Annotated in this window: 24 protein-coding genes and 1 pseudogene; 12 read left to right on the top strand and 13 right to left on the bottom strand. The window is 66.2% G+C overall.

Annotated elements, in window-relative coordinates; all coding sequences use genetic code 11:
• A pseudogene (locus F804_RS0114230) lies at positions 1-318 on the top strand (IS5-like element ISPze1 family transposase); the annotation flags it as partial.
• A 156-nt stretch (positions 319-474) separates the two neighbouring features.
• Here F804_RS0114230 and F804_RS0114225 read toward each other — a convergent pair.
• The 12 genes from F804_RS0114225 to F804_RS0114170 form a co-directional block, all read right to left on the bottom strand.
• Positions 475-1,254: a succinate dehydrogenase iron-sulfur subunit gene (locus F804_RS0114225; protein WP_022708420.1), complete on the bottom strand. Its 780-nt coding sequence runs from the start codon at positions 1,252-1,254 to the stop codon at positions 475-477.
• Positions 1,255-1,266: 12 nt separating this feature from the next.
• Positions 1,267-2,079, bottom strand: coding sequence for a hypothetical protein (locus F804_RS0114220; RefSeq protein ID WP_022708419.1), 813 nt, complete (start codon positions 2,077-2,079; stop codon positions 1,267-1,269).
• A 3-nt stretch (positions 2,080-2,082) separates the two neighbouring features.
• Positions 2,083-2,382 carry a hypothetical protein gene (locus F804_RS0114215; protein ID WP_022708418.1) on the bottom strand — a complete coding sequence of 100 codons (300 nt, stop codon included), beginning with the start codon at positions 2,380-2,382 and terminating at the stop codon, positions 2,083-2,085.
• 19 nt (positions 2,383-2,401) lie between these two features.
• Positions 2,402-2,770, bottom strand: coding sequence for a hypothetical protein (locus tag F804_RS0114210; protein WP_022708417.1), 369 nt, complete (start codon positions 2,768-2,770; stop codon positions 2,402-2,404).
• On the bottom strand, positions 2,770-4,572 hold the full coding sequence (gene sdhA / locus F804_RS0114205; protein WP_022708416.1) for a succinate dehydrogenase flavoprotein subunit: 1,803 nt from the start codon (positions 4,570-4,572) through the stop codon (positions 2,770-2,772). Before sdhA ends, F804_RS0114210 begins: the two co-directional genes overlap by 1 nt.
• A 7-nt stretch (positions 4,573-4,579) precedes the next feature.
• Entirely contained in the window at positions 4,580-4,966 is a 387-nt protein-coding gene (locus tag F804_RS0114200) for a succinate dehydrogenase, hydrophobic membrane anchor protein (RefSeq protein WP_022708415.1), read from the bottom strand.
• A gap of 12 nt (positions 4,967-4,978) precedes the next feature.
• A complete protein-coding gene (sdhC, locus tag F804_RS0114195) occupies positions 4,979-5,371 on the bottom strand; it encodes a succinate dehydrogenase, cytochrome b556 subunit (protein ID WP_022708414.1) in 393 nt (130 codons plus the stop codon).
• A 233-nt stretch (positions 5,372-5,604) separates the two neighbouring features.
• Positions 5,605-6,639, bottom strand: coding sequence for a MaoC family dehydratase (locus tag F804_RS0114190; protein WP_022708413.1), 1,035 nt, complete (start codon positions 6,637-6,639; stop codon positions 5,605-5,607).
• The gene (locus F804_RS0114185; RefSeq protein ID WP_022708412.1) at positions 6,636-6,842 is read right to left on the bottom strand and encodes a DUF1737 domain-containing protein; all 207 of its coding nucleotides are present in this window, start codon (positions 6,840-6,842) and stop codon (positions 6,636-6,638) included. The genes F804_RS0114190 and F804_RS0114185 overlap by 4 nt, the downstream gene beginning before the upstream one ends.
• 1 nt (position 6,843) lies before the next feature.
• Positions 6,844-7,395 carry an NnrU family protein gene (locus tag F804_RS0114180; protein WP_022708411.1) on the bottom strand — a complete coding sequence of 184 codons (552 nt, stop codon included), beginning with the start codon at positions 7,393-7,395 and terminating at the stop codon, positions 6,844-6,846.
• Between the two features lie 43 nt (positions 7,396-7,438).
• Entirely contained in the window at positions 7,439-8,281 is an 843-nt protein-coding gene (locus F804_RS0114175) for an HpcH/HpaI aldolase/citrate lyase family protein (protein ID WP_022708410.1), read from the bottom strand.
• A gap of 83 nt (positions 8,282-8,364) precedes the next feature.
• A complete protein-coding gene (locus F804_RS0114170) occupies positions 8,365-9,114 on the bottom strand; it encodes a TSUP family transporter (RefSeq protein ID WP_022708409.1) in 750 nt (249 codons plus the stop codon).
• A gap of 136 nt (positions 9,115-9,250) precedes the next feature.
• Between F804_RS0114170 and mdh the strand changes: the two genes are divergently transcribed.
• The 10 genes from mdh (at position 9,251) to F804_RS0114120 (ending at position 20,309) form a co-directional block, all read left to right on the top strand.
• Entirely contained in the window at positions 9,251-10,213 is a 963-nt protein-coding gene (mdh, locus tag F804_RS0114165) for a malate dehydrogenase (protein ID WP_022708408.1), read from the top strand.
• A gap of 241 nt (positions 10,214-10,454) precedes the next feature.
• Positions 10,455-11,648, top strand: a complete 1,194-nt coding sequence (gene sucC / locus F804_RS0114160; protein WP_022708407.1) for an ADP-forming succinate--CoA ligase subunit beta — start codon at positions 10,455-10,457, stop codon at positions 11,646-11,648.
• A gap of 79 nt (positions 11,649-11,727) precedes the next feature.
• Positions 11,728-12,612: a succinate--CoA ligase subunit alpha gene (gene sucD / locus F804_RS0114155; RefSeq protein ID WP_022708406.1), complete on the top strand. Its 885-nt coding sequence runs from the start codon at positions 11,728-11,730 to the stop codon at positions 12,610-12,612.
• A gap of 64 nt (positions 12,613-12,676) precedes the next feature.
• The gene (locus F804_RS0114150) at positions 12,677-13,072 is read left to right on the top strand and encodes a hypothetical protein (RefSeq protein ID WP_156845256.1); all 396 of its coding nucleotides are present in this window, start codon (positions 12,677-12,679) and stop codon (positions 13,070-13,072) included.
• 33 nt (positions 13,073-13,105) lie between these two features.
• The gene (locus tag F804_RS0114145; RefSeq protein ID WP_022708404.1) at positions 13,106-16,072 is read left to right on the top strand and encodes a 2-oxoglutarate dehydrogenase E1 component; all 2,967 of its coding nucleotides are present in this window, start codon (positions 13,106-13,108) and stop codon (positions 16,070-16,072) included.
• A 3-nt stretch (positions 16,073-16,075) separates the two neighbouring features.
• Complete coding sequence (odhB, locus tag F804_RS0114140) at positions 16,076-17,584, top strand: 2-oxoglutarate dehydrogenase complex dihydrolipoyllysine-residue succinyltransferase (protein ID WP_022708403.1); 1,509 nt, start codon at positions 16,076-16,078, stop codon at positions 17,582-17,584.
• Positions 17,585-17,704: 120 nt separating this feature from the next.
• Complete coding sequence (locus F804_RS0114135; protein ID WP_022708402.1) at positions 17,705-17,959, top strand: hypothetical protein; 255 nt, start codon at positions 17,705-17,707, stop codon at positions 17,957-17,959.
• A 1-nt stretch (position 17,960) separates the two neighbouring features.
• On the top strand, positions 17,961-18,356 hold the full coding sequence (locus F804_RS0114130) for an MAPEG family protein (RefSeq protein WP_022708401.1): 396 nt from the start codon (positions 17,961-17,963) through the stop codon (positions 18,354-18,356).
• 53 nt (positions 18,357-18,409) lie between these two features.
• A complete protein-coding gene (gene lpdA, locus F804_RS0114125) occupies positions 18,410-19,804 on the top strand; it encodes a dihydrolipoyl dehydrogenase (RefSeq protein ID WP_028726014.1) in 1,395 nt (464 codons plus the stop codon).
• Positions 19,797-20,309: a lytic transglycosylase domain-containing protein gene (locus tag F804_RS0114120; protein WP_022708399.1), complete on the top strand. Its 513-nt coding sequence runs from the start codon at positions 19,797-19,799 to the stop codon at positions 20,307-20,309. The genes lpdA and F804_RS0114120 overlap by 8 nt, the downstream gene beginning before the upstream one ends.
• A gap of 30 nt (positions 20,310-20,339) precedes the next feature.
• On the opposite strand, the gene F804_RS0114115 is transcribed toward F804_RS0114120, so the two are convergent.
• Positions 20,340-20,957, bottom strand: a complete 618-nt coding sequence (locus tag F804_RS0114115; protein ID WP_022708398.1) for a lytic transglycosylase domain-containing protein — start codon at positions 20,955-20,957, stop codon at positions 20,340-20,342.
• Positions 20,958-21,126: 169 nt separating this feature from the next.
• On the opposite strand from F804_RS0114115, the gene ssb reads away from it, so the two are divergent.
• Positions 21,127-21,642: a single-stranded DNA-binding protein gene (ssb, locus tag F804_RS0114110; protein ID WP_022708397.1), complete on the top strand. Its 516-nt coding sequence runs from the start codon at positions 21,127-21,129 to the stop codon at positions 21,640-21,642.
• Positions 21,643-21,727 lie beyond the last annotated feature (85 nt).

Genomic DNA, 21,727 nt, shown 5'->3' with positions numbered 1-21,727 from the left:
GTCAGCGATTACACCGGTGCAGCCGCGCTGCTGAGCAGCCTGCCTCGGGCGGACTGGCTGCTCGCCGACCGAGGCTATGATGCGGATTGGTTCCGCGACGCCCTGAAAGACAAGGGGATCAGGCCCTGCATCCCGGGCCGGAAGTCCCGCGGCAAGCCCGTCAAATACGACAAGCGACGCTACAGACGACGCAACCGCATAGAGATCATGTTCGGTAGGTTGAAGGACTGGCGGCGAGTAGCGACACGTTACGATAGATGCCCAAAGGTCTTCCTCTCCGCCGTCGCTCTCGCTGCCACCGTCATGTTCTGGCTGTGACCATCAATGAGTCTGGAGCCTAAGCAACAGCCCACCGCACCCAAGCGAAAGGGGCCGGAGAAATCTCCGGCCCCTTCTTCATTCCAGCGATCGATTTCTGACGCGACCGCCCACGGGGGTCCGGGGGGTTCGCCCCCCGGCCGTCGCGGGACGCAATCAGGCCGAACGTTCCACCATCATGTGCTTGATCGAAGCGATCGCCTTCGCGGGGTTCAGACCCTTCGGGCAGGTGTTGGTGCAGTTCATGATCGTGTGGCAGCGATACAGCTTGAAGGGATCCTCCAGCTCGTCCAGACGCTCGCCCGTGGCTTCGTCACGGCTGTCGATGATCCAGCGATAGGCATGCAGCAGCGCGGCCGGCCCCAGGTAACGGTCGCCGTTCCACCAGTAGGACGGGCACGCGGTCGAGCAGGACGCGCACATGATGCACTCGTAGAGGCCGTCCAGCTTCTTGCGGTCCTCGATCGACTGCTTCCACTCTTTCGCGGGGGTCGGCGATTTCGTCTGCAGATAGGGGTTCACCGAGGCGTGCTGCGCATAGAAATGCGTCAGGTCCGGCACCAGGTCCTTGACCACCGGCATGTGCGGCAGCGGATAGATCGAGATGTCGCCCTTGACCTCGTCGATGCCGAAGATGCAGGCCAGCTTGTTGCCGCCGCCGATATTCATCGCGCAGGACCCGCAGATCCCCTCGCGGCAGGACCGGCGGAAGGACAGGGTCGGGTCGATCTCGTTCTTGATCTTGATCAGCGCGTCCAGCACCATCGGCCCGCACTTGTCGACATCCACGAAATAGGTGTCCAGCCGCGGGTTCTCGCCGGTATCGGGATCCCAACGATAGATCTTGAACTTGCGCACATTGGTCGCGCCCTCGGGCTTGGGCCAGGTCTTGCCGACCGTGATCTGGCTGTTCTTGGGCAAAGTGAACTGGACCATTGGGTGCTCCTTTCAGAGAGTGCCTTCGGACGGCGCTTGGGCCGTGAATAGATGTTGCGAGCGCGCGACGAGTTCTGCGACCCGGTCGCGGGCATGGGGGTTCAGCTCCAGCCGGTTCAGCTGGCGCAGGAATTCGGTGGCATTGTCGTTCAGCCGCTCCATCGCGCGATCGGCCAGCGGGGGCAGCGCGTCGATGCGGTCATCGGACAACCCGGCCAGGCGCAGCAGGTGGCGGGCCGTGTCGTCGGGGCCGTGCAGATGGGTCACGCGCCCCTCGCCCACGGCATTCTCGATGCGCCGCACCAGGTTCGGCCAATCCGGCAGATCGGCGGTCGCCGCACGGAAATCGGCCCAGCTGCCGGCGTAGCCGTCGGTGCGGACCGCCTGCGCCCAGACCGAGGGCAGCCAGTCCTCCATCTCGCGCGTGCAAATGACATAGCGGGGATCGAAGCTCCGGTCCTGCGCGGCACGGTCCAACTGCTTCAGAAGCCGCGGCAGCACGGGATAGAGACCGGTCTCGCCGCCATTGCCCGGCATCGCGCCCGACAGGTTCTCGTGGCTGATCAGGACGGGCTGGTCGCCCTGCGGGATGGTGTCCAGAACCTCGTCCAGCGCGGCGACAAGCGCCTCGCGGCGGTCCTTGCCCGGTGCCAGGCTGAAGGCCACGGCCGCACGCCCCAGGGGGCGCATGGGCGTCCCTTCGGCGGGGGTGCGCAGGATCACGCGATCGGCGATCTGCGGCGCGGCCTGTTCCAGGAAGCGCTGCACCGATGTCGTGCCGGTCTTCTGGACCCCGATATGGAAGATGAGCGGACGCTGCGCCATGCCCTAGCCCCGCCATCCCGGCTGGTCATAGAGAGGCCGCGTCGGCAACTCGCCGGAACGACGGCGCACGCAGCGGTCGAACACGGCCGAGGGGTCGCGCCCCATGATGTAGTCGCTTCCGATCTCCAGCTCGACCCGGCCGAAGCCGTCGATCCCGCCGCCCGATCCGGAGGCCGCACCGACGGCCACGCTTCCGCGCGGCCGTTGGGCAAGTTCCGCATCGCGCAGGCACACGCGCTCGGCCTGATCCACCGGGATCGGACCGCATGCGGCCAGCACCGCAAGCGGTGCAAGCCAGAGCATGTGCCGCGCGCGCATCATGTCAGGCCGAGCGCGCCACGGAGGCGATGCACTGCGTGGTCGCCGGACGCGAGACGATCGCGGCGACGCTGTCGGCGGTGCTGCTGCCGGCTGCGGACATCTGGGCGATGTCGATCAGTTCGGCGGTGGTCGCGTTCTGCATCACGCAGTTCGTGTAGGGCGTGGTGTCCGAACCGGCCAGGCGCGACTGCATTTCCGTGTTCACGGCGTTGCGGGCCAGCTGGCGCGATGCCTCGTCCAGCTGGGTCGGTGCCGCGGGTGCGGCAGCCGGGGCCGAGGGGACGGCCGGTGCGGTCGTCTGCACCGGGGCCACACAGCCCGCCAGCGTGACTGCGGAAACGGCCAGTGCCGCGTAGATCTTCGTGCGCATCAGTAAACCCTTTTCTTCGGAGCGATCTTTTGCAGGTCGATCCCGCCCTCTCGCTGAGTGGTCAGCGGATCCATGTGGACAGGCCGATAGTCGAGTTTAACCTTGTTCCCGTCGACCCATGCAAGCGAGTGCTTGCGCCAGGTGGCATCATCCCGCTCGGGCCAGTCCTCGTGGGCGTGGGCGCCGCGGCTTTCCTTGCGTGCCTCGGCGGCGACGATGGTCGCCATCGCGTTCGGCATCAGGTTCGTCAGCTCCAGCGTCTCCATCAGGTCGGTGTTCCAGATCAGCCCGCGATCCGTGACCTTCAGGTCATCCATCATGCCGGCGATCTCGGTCATCTTGTCGACGCCTTCCGCCAGGGTCTTGTCGGTGCGGAACACCGCCGCGTCGGCCTGCATCGTGCGCTGCATCTTGTCGCGCAGTTCCGCGGTCGAGGTGCCGCCCGTGGCGTTGCGCAGCGTGTCGAAGCGGTCCAGCGCACGGTCGACCTCGGCCTGGTTGGTCGAGGGGATGGCGCTTTCGCGGTCGATCACCTGGCCCGCGCGGATGGCGGCGGCGCGGCCGAAGACGACCAGGTCGATCAGGCTGTTCGAGCCGAGGCGGTTCGCGCCGTGGACCGATGCGCAGCCGGCCTCGCCCACGGCCATCAGGCCGGGGAACACCGCGTCGGGCGTGTCGGCGGTCGGTGCCAGCACCTCGCCCCAGTAGTTCGTCGGAATACCGCCCATGTTGTAGTGCACGGTCGGCAGCACCGGGATCGGTTCGCGCGTGACATCGACGCCCGCGAAGATCTTGGCCGATTCCGAGATGCCCGGCAGACGCTCGTGCAGGGTTTCCGGCGGCAGGTGCATCAGGTTCAGGAAGATGTGGTCCTTGTCGGCACCCACGCCGCGACCTTCGCGGATCTCCATGGTCATGCAGCGGCTGACGACGTCGCGGCTGGCCAGGTCCTTGTAGGTCGGTGCGTAACGCTCCATGAAGCGCTCGCCTTCGCTGTTGGTCAGGTAACCGCCCTCGCCGCGCGCGCCCTCGGTGATCAGGCAGCCCGAGCCGTAGATGCCGGTCGGGTGGAACTGCACGAACTCCATGTCCTGCAGCGGCAGGCCCGCGCGGGCGACCATGCCGCCACCGTCGCCGGTGCAGGTATGGGCGCTGGTCGCGCTGAAATAGGCACGGCCATAGCCGCCCGTCGCCAGCACCACCATCTTGGCGTTGAAGACGTGCATGGTGCCGTCATCCAGCTTCCAGCACACCACGCCGGTGCAGCGGCCATCGGTGATGATCAGGTCCAGCGCGAAATACTCGATGAAGAATTCCGCGTTATGCTTCAGCGACTGACCGTACAGCGTGTGCAGGATGGCGTGGCCGGTCCGGTCGGCGGCGGCGCAGGTGCGCTGCACCGGGGGGCCTTCGCCGAACTCGGTCGTGTGACCGCCGAAGGGACGCTGGTAGATGCGGCCATCCTCGGTACGGCTGAAGGGAACGCCGTAATGTTCCAGCTCGTAGACGGCCTTGGGGGCCTCGCGCGCCAGGTATTCCATGGCGTCGGTATCGCCCAGCCAGTCCGACCCCTTCACGGTGTCGTACATGTGCCACTGCCAGTGGTCGGGGCCCATGTTCGACAGCGATGCGGCGATGCCGCCCTGGGCTGCCACGGTGTGGCTGCGGGTCGGGAAGACCTTGCTCACGCAGGCCGTGCGCAGGCCCTGTTCGGCCATGCCGAGCGTGGCGCGAAGGCCCGCGCCGCCGGCGCCCACCACGACGACATCGTAATCATGCGTATGCGTTTCGTAGGAAGCCATGTCGTCCTCAGATCGCGGGGGTGGTGAAGGCCATCTTCGCAAGCGCGAAGACGGCGGCGGCGATGACGCCCCACCCGAAGATGTTCGAGGCAACGATCGCAAGCTTGTTCACGTTGCCGTAGAGATAGTCGTCCAGCATGATCCGCGTGCCCTTGATGAAGTGCACCATGCCGACGATGATGAAGAGCGCCGTGACGACGCCGGGGAACGGACGGCCGAAATGGGCCATCAGCTCCTCTCGCGGCAGGCCGATGCCCGCGCCGACCGCGATCAGGAACAGCGGCGTCAGGATGATCAGCGCATAGCTGCTGACCGTCATCTGCCAGTGGTGATGCGTGCCCGAACGCGCCGAGCCAAGCCCTTGGGCCGCCTTGCGGGGGGTGATGTAGCGCATGAAACCCTCGCCTCAGCTGATGAAGAAGATGATGAGGCTCAGCAGCGTCAGCGCGACCGAACCGATGATGATGGCCCAGGACGCCTTCTCGGCCTCGTGGATCTCGAGGCCCATGCCCGCATCGTAGAACAGGTGGCGGATGCCCGCCAGCGCGTGGAACCACAGCGCCCAGGTCGAGGCGGTGAGGATCAGGAAGCCCAGCCAGGATCGCACGACCCAGTCGGCGGCGGCGAAGGCGCCCGGCCCGCTGACGGCGGCGACCAGCCACCATGCCAGCAGCACGACGCCTGCGACCAGCGCATGGCCGGTGATCCGCGTCATGATCGAGGTGATCGCCGCCAGCGGCAGCTTGTAGACCTGAAGGTGGGGGGAAAGCGGCCGGTTACCCCGGTTCACGTCGGCCATGGCGGCCCTCCTTTGTCGGTTCAGCAGGTCCCGCCAAGGTCGTCCCAGAAGGCAGGGCTGGCCGGGCGGGCTGGCATTTGCCGTGTATCTATGTGGAAGTTATTCCATCTGTCATCGGAAGTTTCCAGCCCACGCGCCGAAATGACGCGGAAAACATGTTTTGTGATCACGCAAAACCGTCGCGTGATCACAGTTTTCCGTCGCACCGCCGCGGGGCTGGCGCAAGCACCGGTTCATTCCGGCATCAGCGCCCAGTAATCCAGATCCAGCAGGATCTCGGGCAGGTAACGGCCCGCCGCGTCCTTCAGGGCGAACCCGTCCACCATGCCCTTGGTCGCGACCAGCCGCAGGCGGATCGCGCCGACGCCCGGCACGTCGGTCTGCGCCTTGTCCAGTACCTCGGACCAGGCACGGACCGTATCGCCCGCGAAGCACGGATTGGCATGCGCGCCCGCGTTCAGCGCGACGATCATCTGCGCATTGGCCAGCCCGTTGAAGGACAGCGCGCGCGCCATGCTGATGACATGGCCGCCATAGATCAGCCGCCGGCCGTCATCGCGATTGGTGGCGTCGAAATGCACCTTGGCCGTGTTCTGCCACAACCGGGTGGCCAGCATGTGCTCGGCCTCTTCGATGGTGACGCCATCGACATGGTCGATCAGCTCTCCGACGGTGTAATCGCCAAGACGGTGCGTTTCACCTGCAAGATCAGTATTGTAGGCGTCGAAGTTCAAGCCCTCTGGAACCACGATGTCCTGGGGCGCGACGACACCCGACAGCGTCGGCAGCACGGGTTCGGGCGCATCGCCCCCTTCTTCGCGGCGGCGGACCATGACCCACCGCACATATTCCAGCACAACCTCGTCCTGCTGGTTCAGCCCGCGCGTGCGCACCCAGACCACGCCCGATTTCCCGTTCGAGTTCTGCTTGAGGCCGATCACCTCGGATTCGGCGCGCAGCGTGTCGCCGGGCCAGACCGGCAGCAGCCAGCGCCCCTCGGCATAGCCCAGATTCGCGACGGCGTTCAGGCTGACATCCGGGACCGTCTTGCCAAACACGGTGTGAAAGGCCAGCAGATCGTCCATCGGGCTGCCGTCCAGCCCGCAGGAAATCGCGAACTCGTCCGAGGAATAGAGCGCATGCCGCGCCGGGTAGAGCGCGTGATAGAGCGCCCTTTCCCCCTCGGCCAGCGTGCGCGGCACGGCGTGGCGGATCACCTGCCCGATCGCGTAATCCTCGAAGAAGCGGCCCGGATTGGTCTTGGTCATTGCTGGCCCAGCTTCATGTCGGGGTGGTATTCGGTCTCGATCTCCTTGGTGACGGCCTGTGCGCAGCGCATCACGCCGCGCGCGGCATCGAAGGCCATGCTGGGGCTGCCCTCCAGCACCCAGCCCTTGGCCAGCGCGTCGCTGACCTTGTGGCAGAAGGCGGCGGTATCGTCCTCGGTCAGCAGGCGATAGATCTTGGGCATCTTACGAAACTCCGAATGGCGAGGGGCCGACAAGGCCGTGGATGGTGGCTGCGACCAGCATGACGATCACGGCGCCGACGACTGCCATGATCTCTTTCCTGACGGGGAAGGGACCGGTCGGCGGAACATGATCCGACACGCGGTTGATCACCTGCATCTCGACCAGCGCCCAGGCCAGCAGCCCGCCGAACAGGATGATCGAGGGCGTGTCGCCATTGACCAGCAGATGCGCGAAGGCCCAGACGGCAAAGCCCCACAGCATCGGATGCCGCGTCAGCGCCGTCACGCGGGTCTTCATCCCCGATGCGGCGAACAGGTAGAACGCGATCAGGACCAGCAGGTTGTTGATGCCGACCGTCGCGGACGAAGGCCCCCACAGGAAGGAGCCGACCGCGGATTTGTAGCCGACCGTCATCAGCACGATCGACAGCGCCAGCGCGACGGCCACCGCGCCCTTGCCCGGATCGCCCAGCTTCGCGCGCGTCTCGGGGGCCGCCCGCTTGAACAGATGCGCCGCCCACCACAGGGCCACGCCGAGGATCAGGATCAGCATCTGGCTTCCTTTCGCTGAATGCGTCTTCGGTCGCAGACTGCCCCTATTCCGCCATGGCCGCAATCGCCTGGGCCCGGTCGATGGTGCGGCGCGCGGTCTCGACATGCAGGTTCTCGACGATGCGGTCGTCCACGACGGCGACGCCCTGCCCCGCGGCCTGAGCCTGCTCGAACGCCTCGATCTGGCGGCGGGCCAGGTCGATCTCGGGTTCGGTCGGGGCAAAGGCCGCGTTGGCCACCGCCAGCTGCGCCGGATGGATCAGCGTCTTGCCGTCGAAGCCCATGTCGCGCCCCTGCTCGCATTCGGCGCGCAGCCCGTCCTCGTCCTTGAAGGCATTGAAGACGCCATCGACGATGACCCGGCCATGCGCCCGCGCGGCCAGCAGGCACAGGCCCAGACCCGCCATCATCGGCAGACGGTCCGCGCGGAAGCGGCTGCCGATCTCTTTCGCCAGGTCGTTCGTCCCCATGACCATGCCCGACAGCCGCGGATGCGCCGCGATGGCGCCCGCGTTCAGCATGCCCAGGGGCGTCTCCATCATGGCCCAGAGCGGGGCGTCGGGCAGCAGCTCGGCCACGGCGTCCAGATCCTCGGGGCCGTCCACCTTGGGGATCAGCACGCCATCCACGGGAAGGTCGGCGCAGGCCACGGCATCGGCCCTGCCCCATTCCGTCGCAAGCGCATTGATCCGAACGATGCGCGCGCGCGGGCCGTAATCCTGCGCAAGCGCCTGCCGCAGCGCATCGCGCGCCGCCACCTTCTGGTCGGGCGCGACCGCATCCTCGAGGTCGAAGATGATCGCATCGGCAGGCAATCCGCGCGCCTTGTCCATCGCCCGCGCATTCGCCGCAGGGATATAGAGAACCGACCGGTAGGGACGCGCCATGAATTCCTCCTCGCAACATTGTTGCGTCAAGGTGCATATTCGCGCCAGATATGGCAAGGGTGAAATTGCCGCATCGCAGAATATCAAGCCAGTGCCTGCCAGATCAGCCGCAGCGACACGATCAGCAGGCCCCAGGTCAGCAGCTTGTAGAACAGCGCCTGCGGTATGATGCGCACCAGCCGCAGCCCGACCCAGACGGCCACCAGCGAAACGGGCATCAGCACCGCCGAGGTCACCAGGTTCGGCGCGGACAGCTGCCCCAGCAGCGCATAAGGCAGCAGCTTGATCCAGTTGCCGATCGCGAAGAACCAGGTCGTCGTGCCCGCGAAGATCAGCGGGGTCATGCGCAGCGGCTGGGCATAGACCTGCCACAGCGGCGCCCCCGAATGGCTGACGAAGCTGGTATAGCCCGCAAGCCCGCCCCACAGGCTGCCCTGCGACCAGCGCGGGCGCTGCGGAAGGCCGCCGATCTTCGGGCGCAGCAGCGCATTCAGCGCGAAGGCGAAGCCGATCAGCCCGACGATCAGCGTGACGCCCCAGACCGGCACGATGCTGGCCGTCGCCCAGCCAAGCGCGATGCCGCCGACGGCCCCCGGCAGCGATTTCCTCAGGACCTCGGTGTCGAAATTGCGCCGGAATGCCAGCAGCCCGCCCACGTCCGAGATGACATAGACCGGCAGCAGCACGCCCGCCGCCTGCACCGGGGACAGCACCAGCGACAGCAGCGGAACCGAGATGATTCCCGCCATCGCCAGCCCACCCTTGGCCAGCCCGATGGCCGATGCGGCGATCAGGGCCAGCGCCCATCCCCCGGTTCCCAGGTCCAGAAGCATGCAATCCCCCCTTGCAGATGCTGCAATGGATGGCGCGAGGGGGCCGCGAAGGCAAGCGCCGTGTCCCGACACTTGCGATTCCCACGGCAACGGCTTAACCCGACTGCGACAACGACCCATGTATCGGAGGTTACACATGGCCCGACCCAAGATCGCACTCATCGGTGCGGGGCAGATCGGCGGCACGCTGGCGCATCTGGCCGCGATGAAGGAACTGGGCGACGTCGTCCTGTTCGACATCGCCGAAGGCACCCCGCAGGGCAAGGCTCTCGACATCGCGGAATCCGGCCCCTCCGAAGGGTTCGACGCCACGCTGAAGGGCACCAACGACTATGCCGACATCGCGGGCGCGGACGTCTGCATCGTCACCGCCGGTGTCCCGCGCAAGCCGGGCATGAGCCGCGACGACCTGCTGGGCATCAACCTGAAGGTCATGAAATCGGTCGGCGAAGGCATCGCGGCGCACGCCCCGAACGCATTCGTGATCTGCATCACCAACCCGCTGGACGCCATGGTCTGGGCGCTGCAGAAGTTCTCGGGCCTGCCCGCGAACAAGGTCTGCGGCATGGCCGGTGTGCTGGATTCGGCGCGCTTCCGCCACTTCCTGTCGCTGGAATTCGGCGTCTCGATGAAGGACGTCACCGCCTTCGTGCTGGGCGGCCACGGCGACACGATGGTCCCGCTGACCCGCTACTCGACCGTCGCCGGCATCCCGCTGCCGGATCTGGTCAAGATGGGCTGGACCACGCAGGAGAAGCTGGACGCCATCGTGCAGCGCACCCGTGACGGCGGCGCCGAGATCGTCGGCCTGCTGAAGACCGGCAGCGCCTTCTATGCCCCCGCCACCAGCGCGATCGAGATGGCCGAGGCCTATCTGAAGGACCAGAAGCGCGTCCTGCCCTGCGCGGCGAACGTGGACGGCGCCTATGGCCTGAAGGACATGTATGTCGGCGTTCCGACCGTGATCGGCGCGAACGGCATCGAGCGTGTCGTCGACATCAAGCTGGACAAGGAAGAGCAGGCGATGTTCGACAAGTCGGTCGACGCCGTGAAGGGCCTGGTCGAGGCCTGCAAGGGCATCGACGGCTCGCTCGCCTGATCCCCTGCTGACCTGAACATGCCTGGCGGCGCGTCCCCGGACGCGCCGCTTCGCGTTCCGCCCTTACGAGTCGCGATGTTTTCGCTATCGGACCGGGCGTTCGTGATCACAGTATTTCCTCGTGTGATCACATTGGGCGAGATGCCGCCGGTTTTACCGATTTTCAGGGGAATTCGTTTCATCTGCCCGTCACGATATGCGACAAGGCCCCAAATCTGTCGAACCGAACGAGGGGGTCGAGATGAACATCCACGAATATCAGGCCAAGGCGCTGCTGCGTCAGTACGGCGCGCCGGTCAGCGATGGCCGCATCGTCATGAAGGCCGACGAGGCGAAGACCGCCGCGGGCGAAATGGACGGCCCGCTCTGGGTGGTCAAGGCGCAGATCCACGCAGGTGGTCGCGGCAAGGGCAGCTTCAAGGAAGCCGAAGCCGGTGAAAAAGGCGGCGTCCGCCTGGCCAAGTCGGTGGAAGAAGCCGAGGAACTGACCCGCCAGATGCTGGGCCGCACGCTGGTCACGCACCAGACCGGTCCCGCGGGCAAGCAGGTCAACCGCATCTATATCGAGGATGGTTCGGACATCGAGACCGAACTGTACCTGGCCCTGCTGGTCGACCGCGTCACCAGCCGCGTCAGCTTCGTCGCCTCGACCGAAGGCGGCATGGACATCGAGGAAGTCGCAGCCTCGACCCCGGAAAAGATCGTCAGCTTCAGCGTCGATCCGGCCTCGGGCCTGTCGGACTTCCACGGCCGCCGCGTCGCCTTCGCCCTGGGCCTGAAGGGCCCGCAGGTCAAGCAGTGCGTCGCGCTGGTCAAGAACCTGTATCGCATGTTCATCGAGAAGGACATGGAGATGCTGGAGATCAACCCGCTGATCGTCACCACCGAGGGCAACCTCAAGTGCCTCGACGCGAAGATGGGCTTCGACAACAACGCGCTCTATCGCCAGGCCGACATCATGGCCCTGCGCGACGAGACCGAGGAAGATCCCAAGGAACTGGCCGCCTCGAAGTTCGACCTGAACTACATCGCGCTGGACGGCGAGATCGGCTGCATGGTCAACGGCGCGGGCCTGGCCATGGCCACCATGGACATCATCAAGCTGTTCGGCGCCGAGCCGGCCAACTTCCTCGATGTCGGCGGCGGCGCGACCAAGGAGAAGGTCACCGAGGCCTTCAAGATCATCACCAGCGACCAGAACGTCAAAGGCATCCTGGTCAACATCTTCGGCGGCATCATGCGCTGCGACATCATCGCGGAAGGCATCATCGCCGCCGTGAAGGAAGTCGGCCTGCAGGTCCCGCTGGTCGTCCGCCTGGAAGGCACCAATGTCGAGCTGGGCAAAGAGATCATCGCGAACAGCGGCCTGAACGTGATCGCTGCCGACGACCTGTCGGATGCGGCGCAGAAGATCGTCAAGGCCGTGAAGGGCTGAGCAGCAGGCTGCGCCCCGGCGGCGCAGCTTCCTCTGGAACATCGGTGCGCGTCGGCGCACCTCACGCAAGGAGGCCATGATGGCCGTTCTCGTTGACAAGAATACCAAAGTCATCTGCCAGGGCCTGACCGGCTCGCAGGGTACTTTCCACACCGAACAGGCGATCGCCTACGGCACGCAGATGGTCGGCGGCGTCACGCCGGGCAAGGGCGGGTCCGAGCACCTGAACCTGCCCGTCTTCAACTCGGTCCACGAGGCCGTGGAAAAGACCGGTGCCAACGCATCCGCGATCTATGTTCCGCCCCCCTTCGCGGCGGATTCGATCCTGGAAGCCATCGACGCCGAGATCCCGCTGATCGTCTGCATCACCGAAGGCATCCCGGTCCTCGACATGATGCGCGTCAAGCGTGCGCTGATCAATTCGAAGTCGCGCCTGATCGGCCCGAACTGCCCGGGCATCATGACGCCCGACGAATGCAAGATCGGCATCATGCCGGGCTCGATCTTCAAGCGCGGCAGCGTCGGCGTCGTGTCGCGTTCGGGCACACTGACCTACGAGGCCGTCAAGCAGACGACCGACGTGGGCCTGGGCCAGTCCAGCGCGGTCGGCATCGGCGGCGACCCGATCAAGGGCATGGAGCATATCGACGTGCTGCAGATGTTCCTGGACGACCCCGAGACCGAGTCGATCATCATGATCGGCGAGATCGGCGGTTCGGCCGAGGAAGAGGCCGCCGAGTTCCTGGCCGAGCAGAAGCGCAAGGGCAACTGGAAGCCGACCGCAGGCTTCATCGCGGGCCGCACGGCACCTCCGGGTCGCCGCATGGGCCATGCCGGCGCCATCGTCTCGGGCGGCAAGGGCGACGCGGAATCGAAGATCGAGGCCATGAAGAAGGCCGGCGTCGTCGTCGCAGACAGCCCCGCAGGTCTGGGCGAAGCCGTTCTGAAGGCCATCAAGGGCTGATGATTTGACAGCCCGTCCCCCCGGACTAAGTTGGGGGGACGGGTCACTTCCCAAAGGACGCATCGTGCAACCACAGGAACACCAGTCGGCAATGCCGCAGCCAGACAGGGCCCGTGCCCTGCCCGGTCTTGCCGCGCCCTGGCCCCTGCTTGCGATGCTGACGCTTGCCGCCTGCGGCGAGCGCATGACCACCGACATCCTGCCCGGCGGCATTCCCGCGCGGACCGACCTGCACCAGGCCAGCGGGCTTCCCGCTGAATCGGTCCGGACCGTCTCGCGTCGCGATTACGGCTGGCGGGTGATCTACCAGCCCTCGGCAGCGCCCGCGAACGCGGAAAGCCGCGCCGCCGTCGCGCTCTGCGGGCTTGAACGTCGCAGGCCGCTGCGCATCCAGCAGCAACCGCGACTGGACCCGACCGCCGATCCCGGCGCACGTATTTTCGACATCTACTGCGCCTGACCCTTTTTTACGCCCTGACACGGGGACCAACCCATGACCGATCAGCCAAAGAACTCCGAATTCCATGACTCCTCGTTCCTGCAGGGCGCCAATGCCGCCTATGTGGAACAGCTTTACGGCCAGTGGGCCAAGGACCCGGCGGCGGTCGATCAGGCGTGGGATGCATTCTTCCGCGACTTGGGCGACGCGCAGTCCGATGCGCAGCGCGAGGCCGAAGGCGCAAGCTGGGCCCGCCCCGACTGGCCGCCCATGCCGATGGACGAACTGACCTCGGCCCTGACCGGCGAATGGCCCGCCGCCGCCAAGGCGGAAGCCGGCGCCGCTGCCAAGAAGATTGCCGACAAGGCCCAGGAAAAGGGCGTCAGCCTGTCCGAGGCCCAGGTCCGTCAGGCCGTGCTGGACAGCATCCGCGCGCTGATGCTGATCCGCGCCTACCGCATCCGCGGCCACCTGCACGCCAATCTCGACCCGCTCGGGCTGCGCCAGATCCCCGATCACGGAGAGCTGAAGCCCGAGACCTACGGCTTCGGCCCCGGCGACATGGACCGCCCGATCTTCATCGACAACGTGCTCGGCCTCGAGGTCGCGTCGATCCGCCAGATCAACGAGCTGATGCAGCGCACCTATTGCGGCACCTTCGCGCTTCAATACATGCACATCTCGAACCCCGAGGAAGCCGCCTGGCTGAAGGAGCGGATCGAGGGCTACGGCAAGGAGATCCAGTTCACCCGCAACGGTCGCCGCGCCATCCTGAACAAGCTGGTCGAGGCCGAGGGCTTCGAGAAGTTCCTGCACGTCAAGTACATGGGCACCAAGCGCTTCGGCCTTGACGGCGGCGAGGCGCTGATCCCCGCGATGGAACAGATCATCAAGCGCGGCGGCGCGCTTGGCGTGAAAGAGATCGTGTTCGGCATGCCGCACCGCGGTCGCCTTTCGGTGCTGGCCAACGTGCTGTCCAAGCCCTATCGCGCGATCTTCAACGAATTCCAGGGCGGCAGCTTCAAGCCCGAGGACGTGGACGGTTCGGGCGACGTGAAATACCACCTCGGCGCCAGCTCGGACCGAGAGTTCGACGGCAACACGGTGCACCTGTCGCTGACCGCGAACCCCAGCCACCTCGAGGCCGTGAACCCGGTCGTGCTGGGCAAGGCCCGCGCGAAAAGCGACCAGCTGGGCGACCGCAAGGACCGCACCTCGGTCCTGCCGATCCTGCTGCATGGCGACGCGGCCTTCGCGGGTCAGGGCGTCGTGGCCGAATGCCTGCAGCTGTCGGGCATCCGCGGTCACCGCACCGGCGGCACGATCCACATCGTGGTGAACAACCAGATCGGCTTCACCACCGCGCCGCATTTCAGCCGTACCTCGCCCTATCCGACCGACATCGCGCTGATGGTCGAGGCGCCGATCTTCCACGTGAACGGCGACGATCCCGAAGCCGTGGTCCATGCCGCGAAGGTCGCGACCGAGTTCCGCCAGAAGTTCCGCAAGGACGTGGTCATCGACATCTTCTGCTATCGCCGCTTCGGTCACAACGAAGGCGACGAGCCGATGTTCACCAACCCGGCGATGTATCACAGCATCAAGGGCCACAAGACCACGCTGCAGCTGTACACCGAGCGGCTGGTCAAGGACGGCCTGATCCCGGAAGGCGAGATCGACGACATGAAGGCGTCGTTCCAGAACCACCTCAACGACGAGTTCGAGGCCGGCAAGACCTTCAAGCCGAACAAGGCCGACTGGCTGGACGGCAAGTGGTCGGGCATGGCCCGCGAAGGCACGGAATACGTTCCGGGCGAGACCGGCATCGCGCCCGAGCTGATGTCGCGCGTCGGCACCGCGCTGACGACCGCGCCCGAGACGCATAACATGCACAAGACCGTCTCGCGCCTTCTGGAAGCCAAGAAGAAGATGTTCGAGACCGGCGAGGGCTTCGACTGGGCCACCGGCGAGGCGCTGGCATTCGGCTCGTTGCTGACCGAGGGTCACGGCGTCCGCCTGGCCGGTCAGGACAGCACGCGCGGCACGTTCAGCCAGCGTCACTCGGCCTTCACCGACCAGAAGACCGAGGAGCGCTACTATCCGCTGAACAACATCGAGGACGGTCAGGCCCGCTACGAGGTCATCGACTCGATGCTGTCGGAATACGCTGTGCTGGGCTTCGAATACGGCTATTCGCTGGCCGAACCCAACAGCCTGGTGCTGTGGGAAGCGCAGTTCGGCGATTTCGCCAACGGCGCGCAGATCATGTTCGACCAGTTCATCTCCTCGGGCGAGAAGAAGTGGCTGCGCATGTCCGGCCTGGTCATGCTGCTGCCCCACGGCTTCGAGGGCCAGGGCCCCGAGCACAGCTCGGCCCGCTTGGAACGCTTCCTGCAGGGCTGCGCCGAGGATAACTGGATCGTCGCGAACTGCACCACGCCGGCGAACTATTTCCACATCCTGCGCCGCCAGATCCATCGCGGGTTCCGCAAGCCGCTGGTCCTGATGACGCCGAAATCGCTGCTGCGCCATCCGATGGCCGTCAGCCGCGCCGAGGAGTTCCAGACGGGCAGCACCTTCCACCGCGTGCTGTGGGACGATGCCGAACGCGGCAGCTCGCCCACCAAGCTGGTCGAGGACGAGAAGATCAAGCGAGTCGTCGTCTGCTCGGGCAAGGTCTATTACGACCTGCTCAAGGCCCGCGACGAGGCCGGGATCACCGACGTCTACCTGCTGCGCCTGGAACAGTTCTATCCCTTCCCCGCACAGGCGATGGTCAAGGAACTGGGCCGCTTCAAGCAGGCCGAGGTCGTCTGGTGCCAGGAAGAGCCCAAGAACCAGGGCGGCTGGACCTTCGTCGAGCCCTACCTGGAATGGGTGCTGGAACGTCTGGGTGCCAAGCACGGTCGCGCCCGCTATGCCGGTCGCAACGCCGCCGCGTCGGTCGCGACGGGCCTGGCCTCGCGCCACAAGGCTGAACAAGAGGCGCTGGTCGCCGAAGCGCTGAATCTGGAAGGATAAACGATGACCACCGAAGTCCGCGTGCCCGCCCTGGGCGAGTCCGTCACCGAGGCCACCATCGCCACCTGGTTCAAGAAGCCGGGCGACCGCGTCGAGGTCGACGAGATGCTGTGCGAGCTGGAGACCGACAAGGTCACCGTCGAGGTGCCCAGCCCCGCCGCAGGCACCCTGGCCGAGATCGTCGCCGCCGAAGGCGAGACGGTCGGCCCCGACGCGCTGCTGGCGCAGATCGATGAAACCGGCGCGGGCGCAAGCCCCGCCGCCAAGGACAAGCCGGCCGAGCCCAAGGCCGATACCAAACCCGAGGAAGAACAGAAGATGAGCGGCAAATCCGTTGACGTGATGGTGCCCTCGCTCGGCGAAAGCGTGAGCGAGGCCACCGTGGCCACCTGGTTCAAGAAGCCCGGCGATCGCGTCGAGGTCGATGAGATGCTGTGCGAGCTGGAGACCGACAAGGTCTCGGTCGAGGTGCCCAGCCCGGCCGCAGGCGTCCTGGCCGAGATCGTCGCTGAGGAAGGCGCGACCGTCGATGCCAAGGCCAAGCTGGCCATCATCACCGAAGGCGGCAGCGGCGCGGCCCCGGCCAAGCAGTCGGACGCGCAGGACACCGTGCTGGAAAACGCAGGCCCCGAAGAGACGAAGCTGCGCGACGTCGAGGACGCACCCTCGGCCAAGAAGGCGATGGCCGAGAAGGGCATCGACCGCGACCAGGTGCAGGGCTCGGGCCGTGACGGTCGCGTCATGAAGGAAGACGTCGCCAAGGCCAGCAGCGCGCCCAAGGCAGCCGCCGCACCGAAGGCCGTCGACGACAGCGCCCGCGAAGAGCGCGTGAAGATGACCCGCCTGCGCCAGACCATCGCCCGCCGTCTGAAGGACGCGCAGAACACCGCGGCGATGCTGACGACCTATAACGAGGTCGACATGTCGGGCATCATGGGCCTGCGCAGCGAATACAAGGACGCCTTCGAGAAGAAGCACGGCGTCAAGCTGGGCTTCATGTCCTTCTTCGTGAAGGCCTGCTGCCACGCGCTGAAGGAAGTCCCCGAGGTCAATGCCGAGATCGACGGCACCGACGTGGTCTACAAGAACTACGTCAACATGGGCGTCGCCGTCGGCACGCCTTCGGGCCTGGTCGTTCCGGTCCTTCGCGATGCCGAGCAGAAGGGCTTTGCCGCGATCGAGAAGGAGATCGCCGAGCTGGGCAAGAAGGGTCGCGACGGCAAGCTGTCGATGGCCGAGATGCAGGGCGGCACCTTCACCATCTCGAACGGTGGCGTCTATGGCTCGCTGATGTCGTCCCCGATCCTGAACCCCCCGCAGTCGGGCATCCTGGGCATGCACAAGATCCAGGAACGTCCGATGGTCGTCGGCGGTCAGATCGTCATCCGTCCGATGATGTACCTGGCGCTGTCCTATGACCACCGCATCGTCGACGGCAAGGGCGCCGTGACCTTCCTGGTGCGCGTCAAGGAAGCGCTGGAAGATCCCCGTCGCCTGCTGATGGATCTCTGATCCGTCCGCGCCGCGCTTGACACGGGCGCGGCGATGACCCAGCCAAAGGAACGGGGCGTTCGCGCCCGGTTCCAACCCTGTCGGCCCCGACATCCGGGTCGCCACATGCGAGGCAGTGCCATGCAGCTCATCATCCGTTACGGCATTCAGGACCTGACCCGTTTCCGGACCGCCTTCGATGCGGATGCCGAGGATCGCGGCAATGCCGGTCTGACCCTTCTGCAATTGTGGACCGAAGGCGCGGGCCATGCCTGGGCGCTGTTCCAGGTCAACGACGCCAAATCGGCGCGCGAATGGCTGGACGGCGCGGCGGCGGTCTTCGCCTCGCAGGCCGGGGTCACCGCGACCGACGCGCATTTCCTGGAGACCGCGTGACATGACGCCCGAACTGACCGTTCTCGCACTGGCCGGACTGCTGCAGTTCGGCCAATTCGTCGCCTATTCCATCGAGGCGCAGAAAACCGTGGGCCGTCGCGTCGCGATGGGCACGCGCGACGACGTGGCGGGCAAGCCCCTGCCCGGTCGCGCAGGCCGACTGCAGCGCGCGCTGAACAACCATTTCGAGGGGCTGATCATGTTCACCCTTGCCGTGGTCGTCGTGACGATGGGCCAGCAGGGCAGCTTCTTCACCGCGCTGATGGCGTGGATCTATCTTGGCGCGCGCATCCTCTATGTGCCCGCCTATGTCCTGGGCTGGGTGCCCGGACGTTCGCTCATCTGGTCGGTGGGAATGGGGGCGACGGTTCTGATGATCCTTGCCGCGCTGTTCTGACCTGCCATTGAATTATGCCCGCGGGCGGTGCCACGCGGACCCGAAGGAAAGGAATTCTCATGTATGATCTGATCGTGATCGGCGCCGGTCCCGGCGGCTATGTCTGCGCCATCCGCGCGGCCCAGCTGGGCCTGAAGGTGGCGTGCGTCGAGGGCCGCGAGACGCTTGGCGGCACCTGCCTGAACGTGGGCTGCATTCCGTCCAAGGCGCTGCTGCACGCCAGCCACATGCTGCACGAGACGCACGAGAACTTCGAGAAGATGGGCCTGATGGGCGCGCATGTCGAAGTCGACTGGGCCAAGATGCAGGACTACAAGTCCGAGACCGTCAAGGGCAACACCGGCGGGATCGAGTTCCTGTTCAAGAAGAACAAGGTCGACTGGATCAAGGGCTGGGCCAGCATCGAGGCCCCGGGCAAGGTCAAGGTCGGCGACACCGTCCACGAGGCGAAGAACATCGTCCTGGCCTCCGGCTCGGTCCCGACCGCGCTGAAGGGCGTCGAGATCGACAACGACAAGGGCGTGATCGTCGATTCGACCGGCGCGCTGGCCTTGCCGAAGATCCCGAAATCGATGGTCGTCATCGGTGCGGGCGTCATCGGCCTGGAGCTCGGCTCGGTCTATCGCCGTCTCGGCGCCGAGGTGACGGTCGTGGAATACCTGGACGTCATCACCCCGGGCATGGATGCCGAGGTGCAGAAGCAGTTCCAGAAGATGCTGACCAAGCAGGGCCTGAAATTCGTGCTGGGCGCCGCCGTTCAGGGCGCGACCGCGACGGATGTCGGTGCGACCGTCAGCTATCAGCTGAAGAAGGACGGGTCCGAGCAGCAGATCGAGGCCGAGGTCGTCCTGGTCGCCACCGGTCGCCGCCCCTATGCGGACGGGCTGGGCCTGGACGCGCTCGGGATCGAGACGACGGATCGCGGCTTCATCAAGGTGGACGGCCATTGGGCGACCAACGTCAAGGGCATCTATGCCATCGGTGACGCGGTTCCCGGCCCGATGCTGGCCCACAAGGCCGAGGACGAGGGCATGGCCGTCGCCGAGGTCATCGCGGGCAAGCACGGGCACGTCAATTACGACGTCATCCCGAGCGTGATCTACACCACCCCCGAGGTCGCCTCGGTCGGCCTGACCGAGGAAGCCGCCAAGGCCGGCGGTCGGAAGGTCAAGGTGGGCAAGTTCCCCTTCATGGGCAATGCCCGCGCCAAGGCGCAGTTCCTGGGCGAAGGCTTCGTGAAGATGATCACCGACGCCGAGACCGACCGCGTGCTGGGCTGCCACATCGTCGGCCCGTCGGCGGGCGACCTGATCCACGAGGTTTGCGTGGCGATGGAATTCGGCGCCTCGGCCGAGGATATCGCCCTGACCTGCCACGCACACCCGACCGTGTCGGAAGCCGTGCGCGAGGCCGCGCTGGCATGCGGCAGCGGCGCAATCCATGCGTGATCGCGCGTTGCGCGGATGGGGGGCACTGCCCCCCGTCACCACCAGGCTGGGCCGCCGGGGCCTGATCCTGTCCGCATTGGCGCTGGCCGCCTGCGGGGGATCGCCCGAACGCGATCCGGCCGCCCTTCGGGGCAACGGGCTCTATCCCAACGAGACGCCCCAGCTTCGCCAGCGCATCAATTTCTGGGCGCGGCATTACGGCATTCCGTCATCCATCGTGCAGCGCGTCGTGATCCGGGAATCGCGGCATCAGCCGGGTGTCCGCAACGGCCCCTATTACGGGCTGATGCAGATCCACCCGCAGACGGCGCGGACCATGGGCTATCGCGGGCCGGCATCGGGCCTTCTGGATGCCGACACGAACCTTCGATACGGGGTGAAATACCTGCGCGGCGCGTGGCTGGTCGCGGAGGGCGATCCGGATCAGACGATTCGGTGGTATTCGCAGGGCTACTATTACGAAGCCAAGCGCAAGGGCCTGCTGAAGAAGACGGGCCTGAAATGACCGAGGGGCCCCGCAGGGCCCCTTTTGCAATCAACCGCCCGCGATGATCCGGACATAGTTGCGCGTCTCGCGATAGGGCGGGATGCCGCCGTATTTCTGCACCGCGCCCGGCCCCGCGTTATAGGCCGCAAGCGCCAGGTTCCAGCTACCGAACTGGTTGTACATCATGCGCAGGTAACGCGCGCCGCCGTTGAGGTTCTGGACCGGATCGGTCGGGTTCACGCCCAGCTTGGCGGCGGTGCCCGGCATCAGCTGCGCAAGGCCCATCGCGCCCTTGTGGGACCGCGCATTGGGGTTCCAGCCCGATTCCTGCTGGACCAGGCGCAGGAACAGATCCTCGGGAATGCCGTTTCGCTGCGCGGCCGCGCGGGCATGCGGCAGGTATTCGGTCCGCCTGCCGGTATAGCGTGGAATGCTGGGGGTCAGCGCCGCCGCGACCGCCTCGTCGGCGGCGTTCGGCTGCAGGCGCCGCGAACCCTGGTACTGCGTTGCAAGGCGGGTATCCATCAGCCGCGTCTGGCGGGCGAACTGCTCTGCCCGCGACTTGGATGAACTGCCCGAAAGCCGCAGCCCTTCGGCCACGACGGGGGAAGCCGCCATGACAATCACGCACATCGCCGCTTTCACGGAATGGCCGATATCGATCATCTCGCCCTCGTTCTCTCGACTTCGTCCGTTGCCGGATCTGGGCAACACTATACACGATCGGGCGCGTCAGACCAGCCTGCTGCCGAAGGCGCGCGCGGCCTTTCGCTTGCAGCCACGGGCGGCCCTGCGTTAGACGGTCTGTCAAACGCATCACCCGAGGAATTCAGCCATGGCAGGCAGCGTCAACAAGGTCATCCTGATCGGCAATCTGGGCCGCGACCCGGAAATCCGCAGCTTCCAGAACGGCGGCAAGGTCGCGAACCTGCGCATCGCCACCTCGGAGCAGTGGAAGGACCGCAACACCGGCGAGCGCCGCGAGAAGACCGAGTGGCACACCGTCGCCATCTTCTCGGAGGGGCTGGTGAACGTGGTCGAGCGGTTCCTGCGCAAGGGCAGCAAGGTCTATGTCGAAGGCTCGTTGGAAACGCGCAAGTGGCAGGACCAGTCGGGCCAAGACCGCTACAGCACCGAGATCGTCCTGCGCGGCCTGAACGGCACGCTGACCATGCTGGACGGCCGCGGCGAAGGCGGCAGCGGCGGTGGCGGCGGCGGCTTCGGCGGCGGCAACCAGGGCGGCGGCTATGGCGGCGGATATGACGACTACAACTCGGGGCCGTCCTCGTCCGGCGGCTCGCAGGGGGGCAGCGGTGGCCGTGCCGAATACGACGACGAGATCCCGTTCTGAGGTCCTCGTCACCGAATCGAAGGGGCGGTCCGGCATCGGGCCGCCCCTTTGCGTTGGCCGCGGCCCGTCGCGATGTTGCCCCGCC

The organism is Paracoccus zeaxanthinifaciens ATCC 21588, assembly GCF_000420145.1.
In the GTDB taxonomy this organism is placed as follows: domain Bacteria; phylum Pseudomonadota; class Alphaproteobacteria; order Rhodobacterales; family Rhodobacteraceae; genus Paracoccus; species Paracoccus zeaxanthinifaciens.
This window is presented reverse-complemented; position numbering and strand designations above follow the sequence as displayed.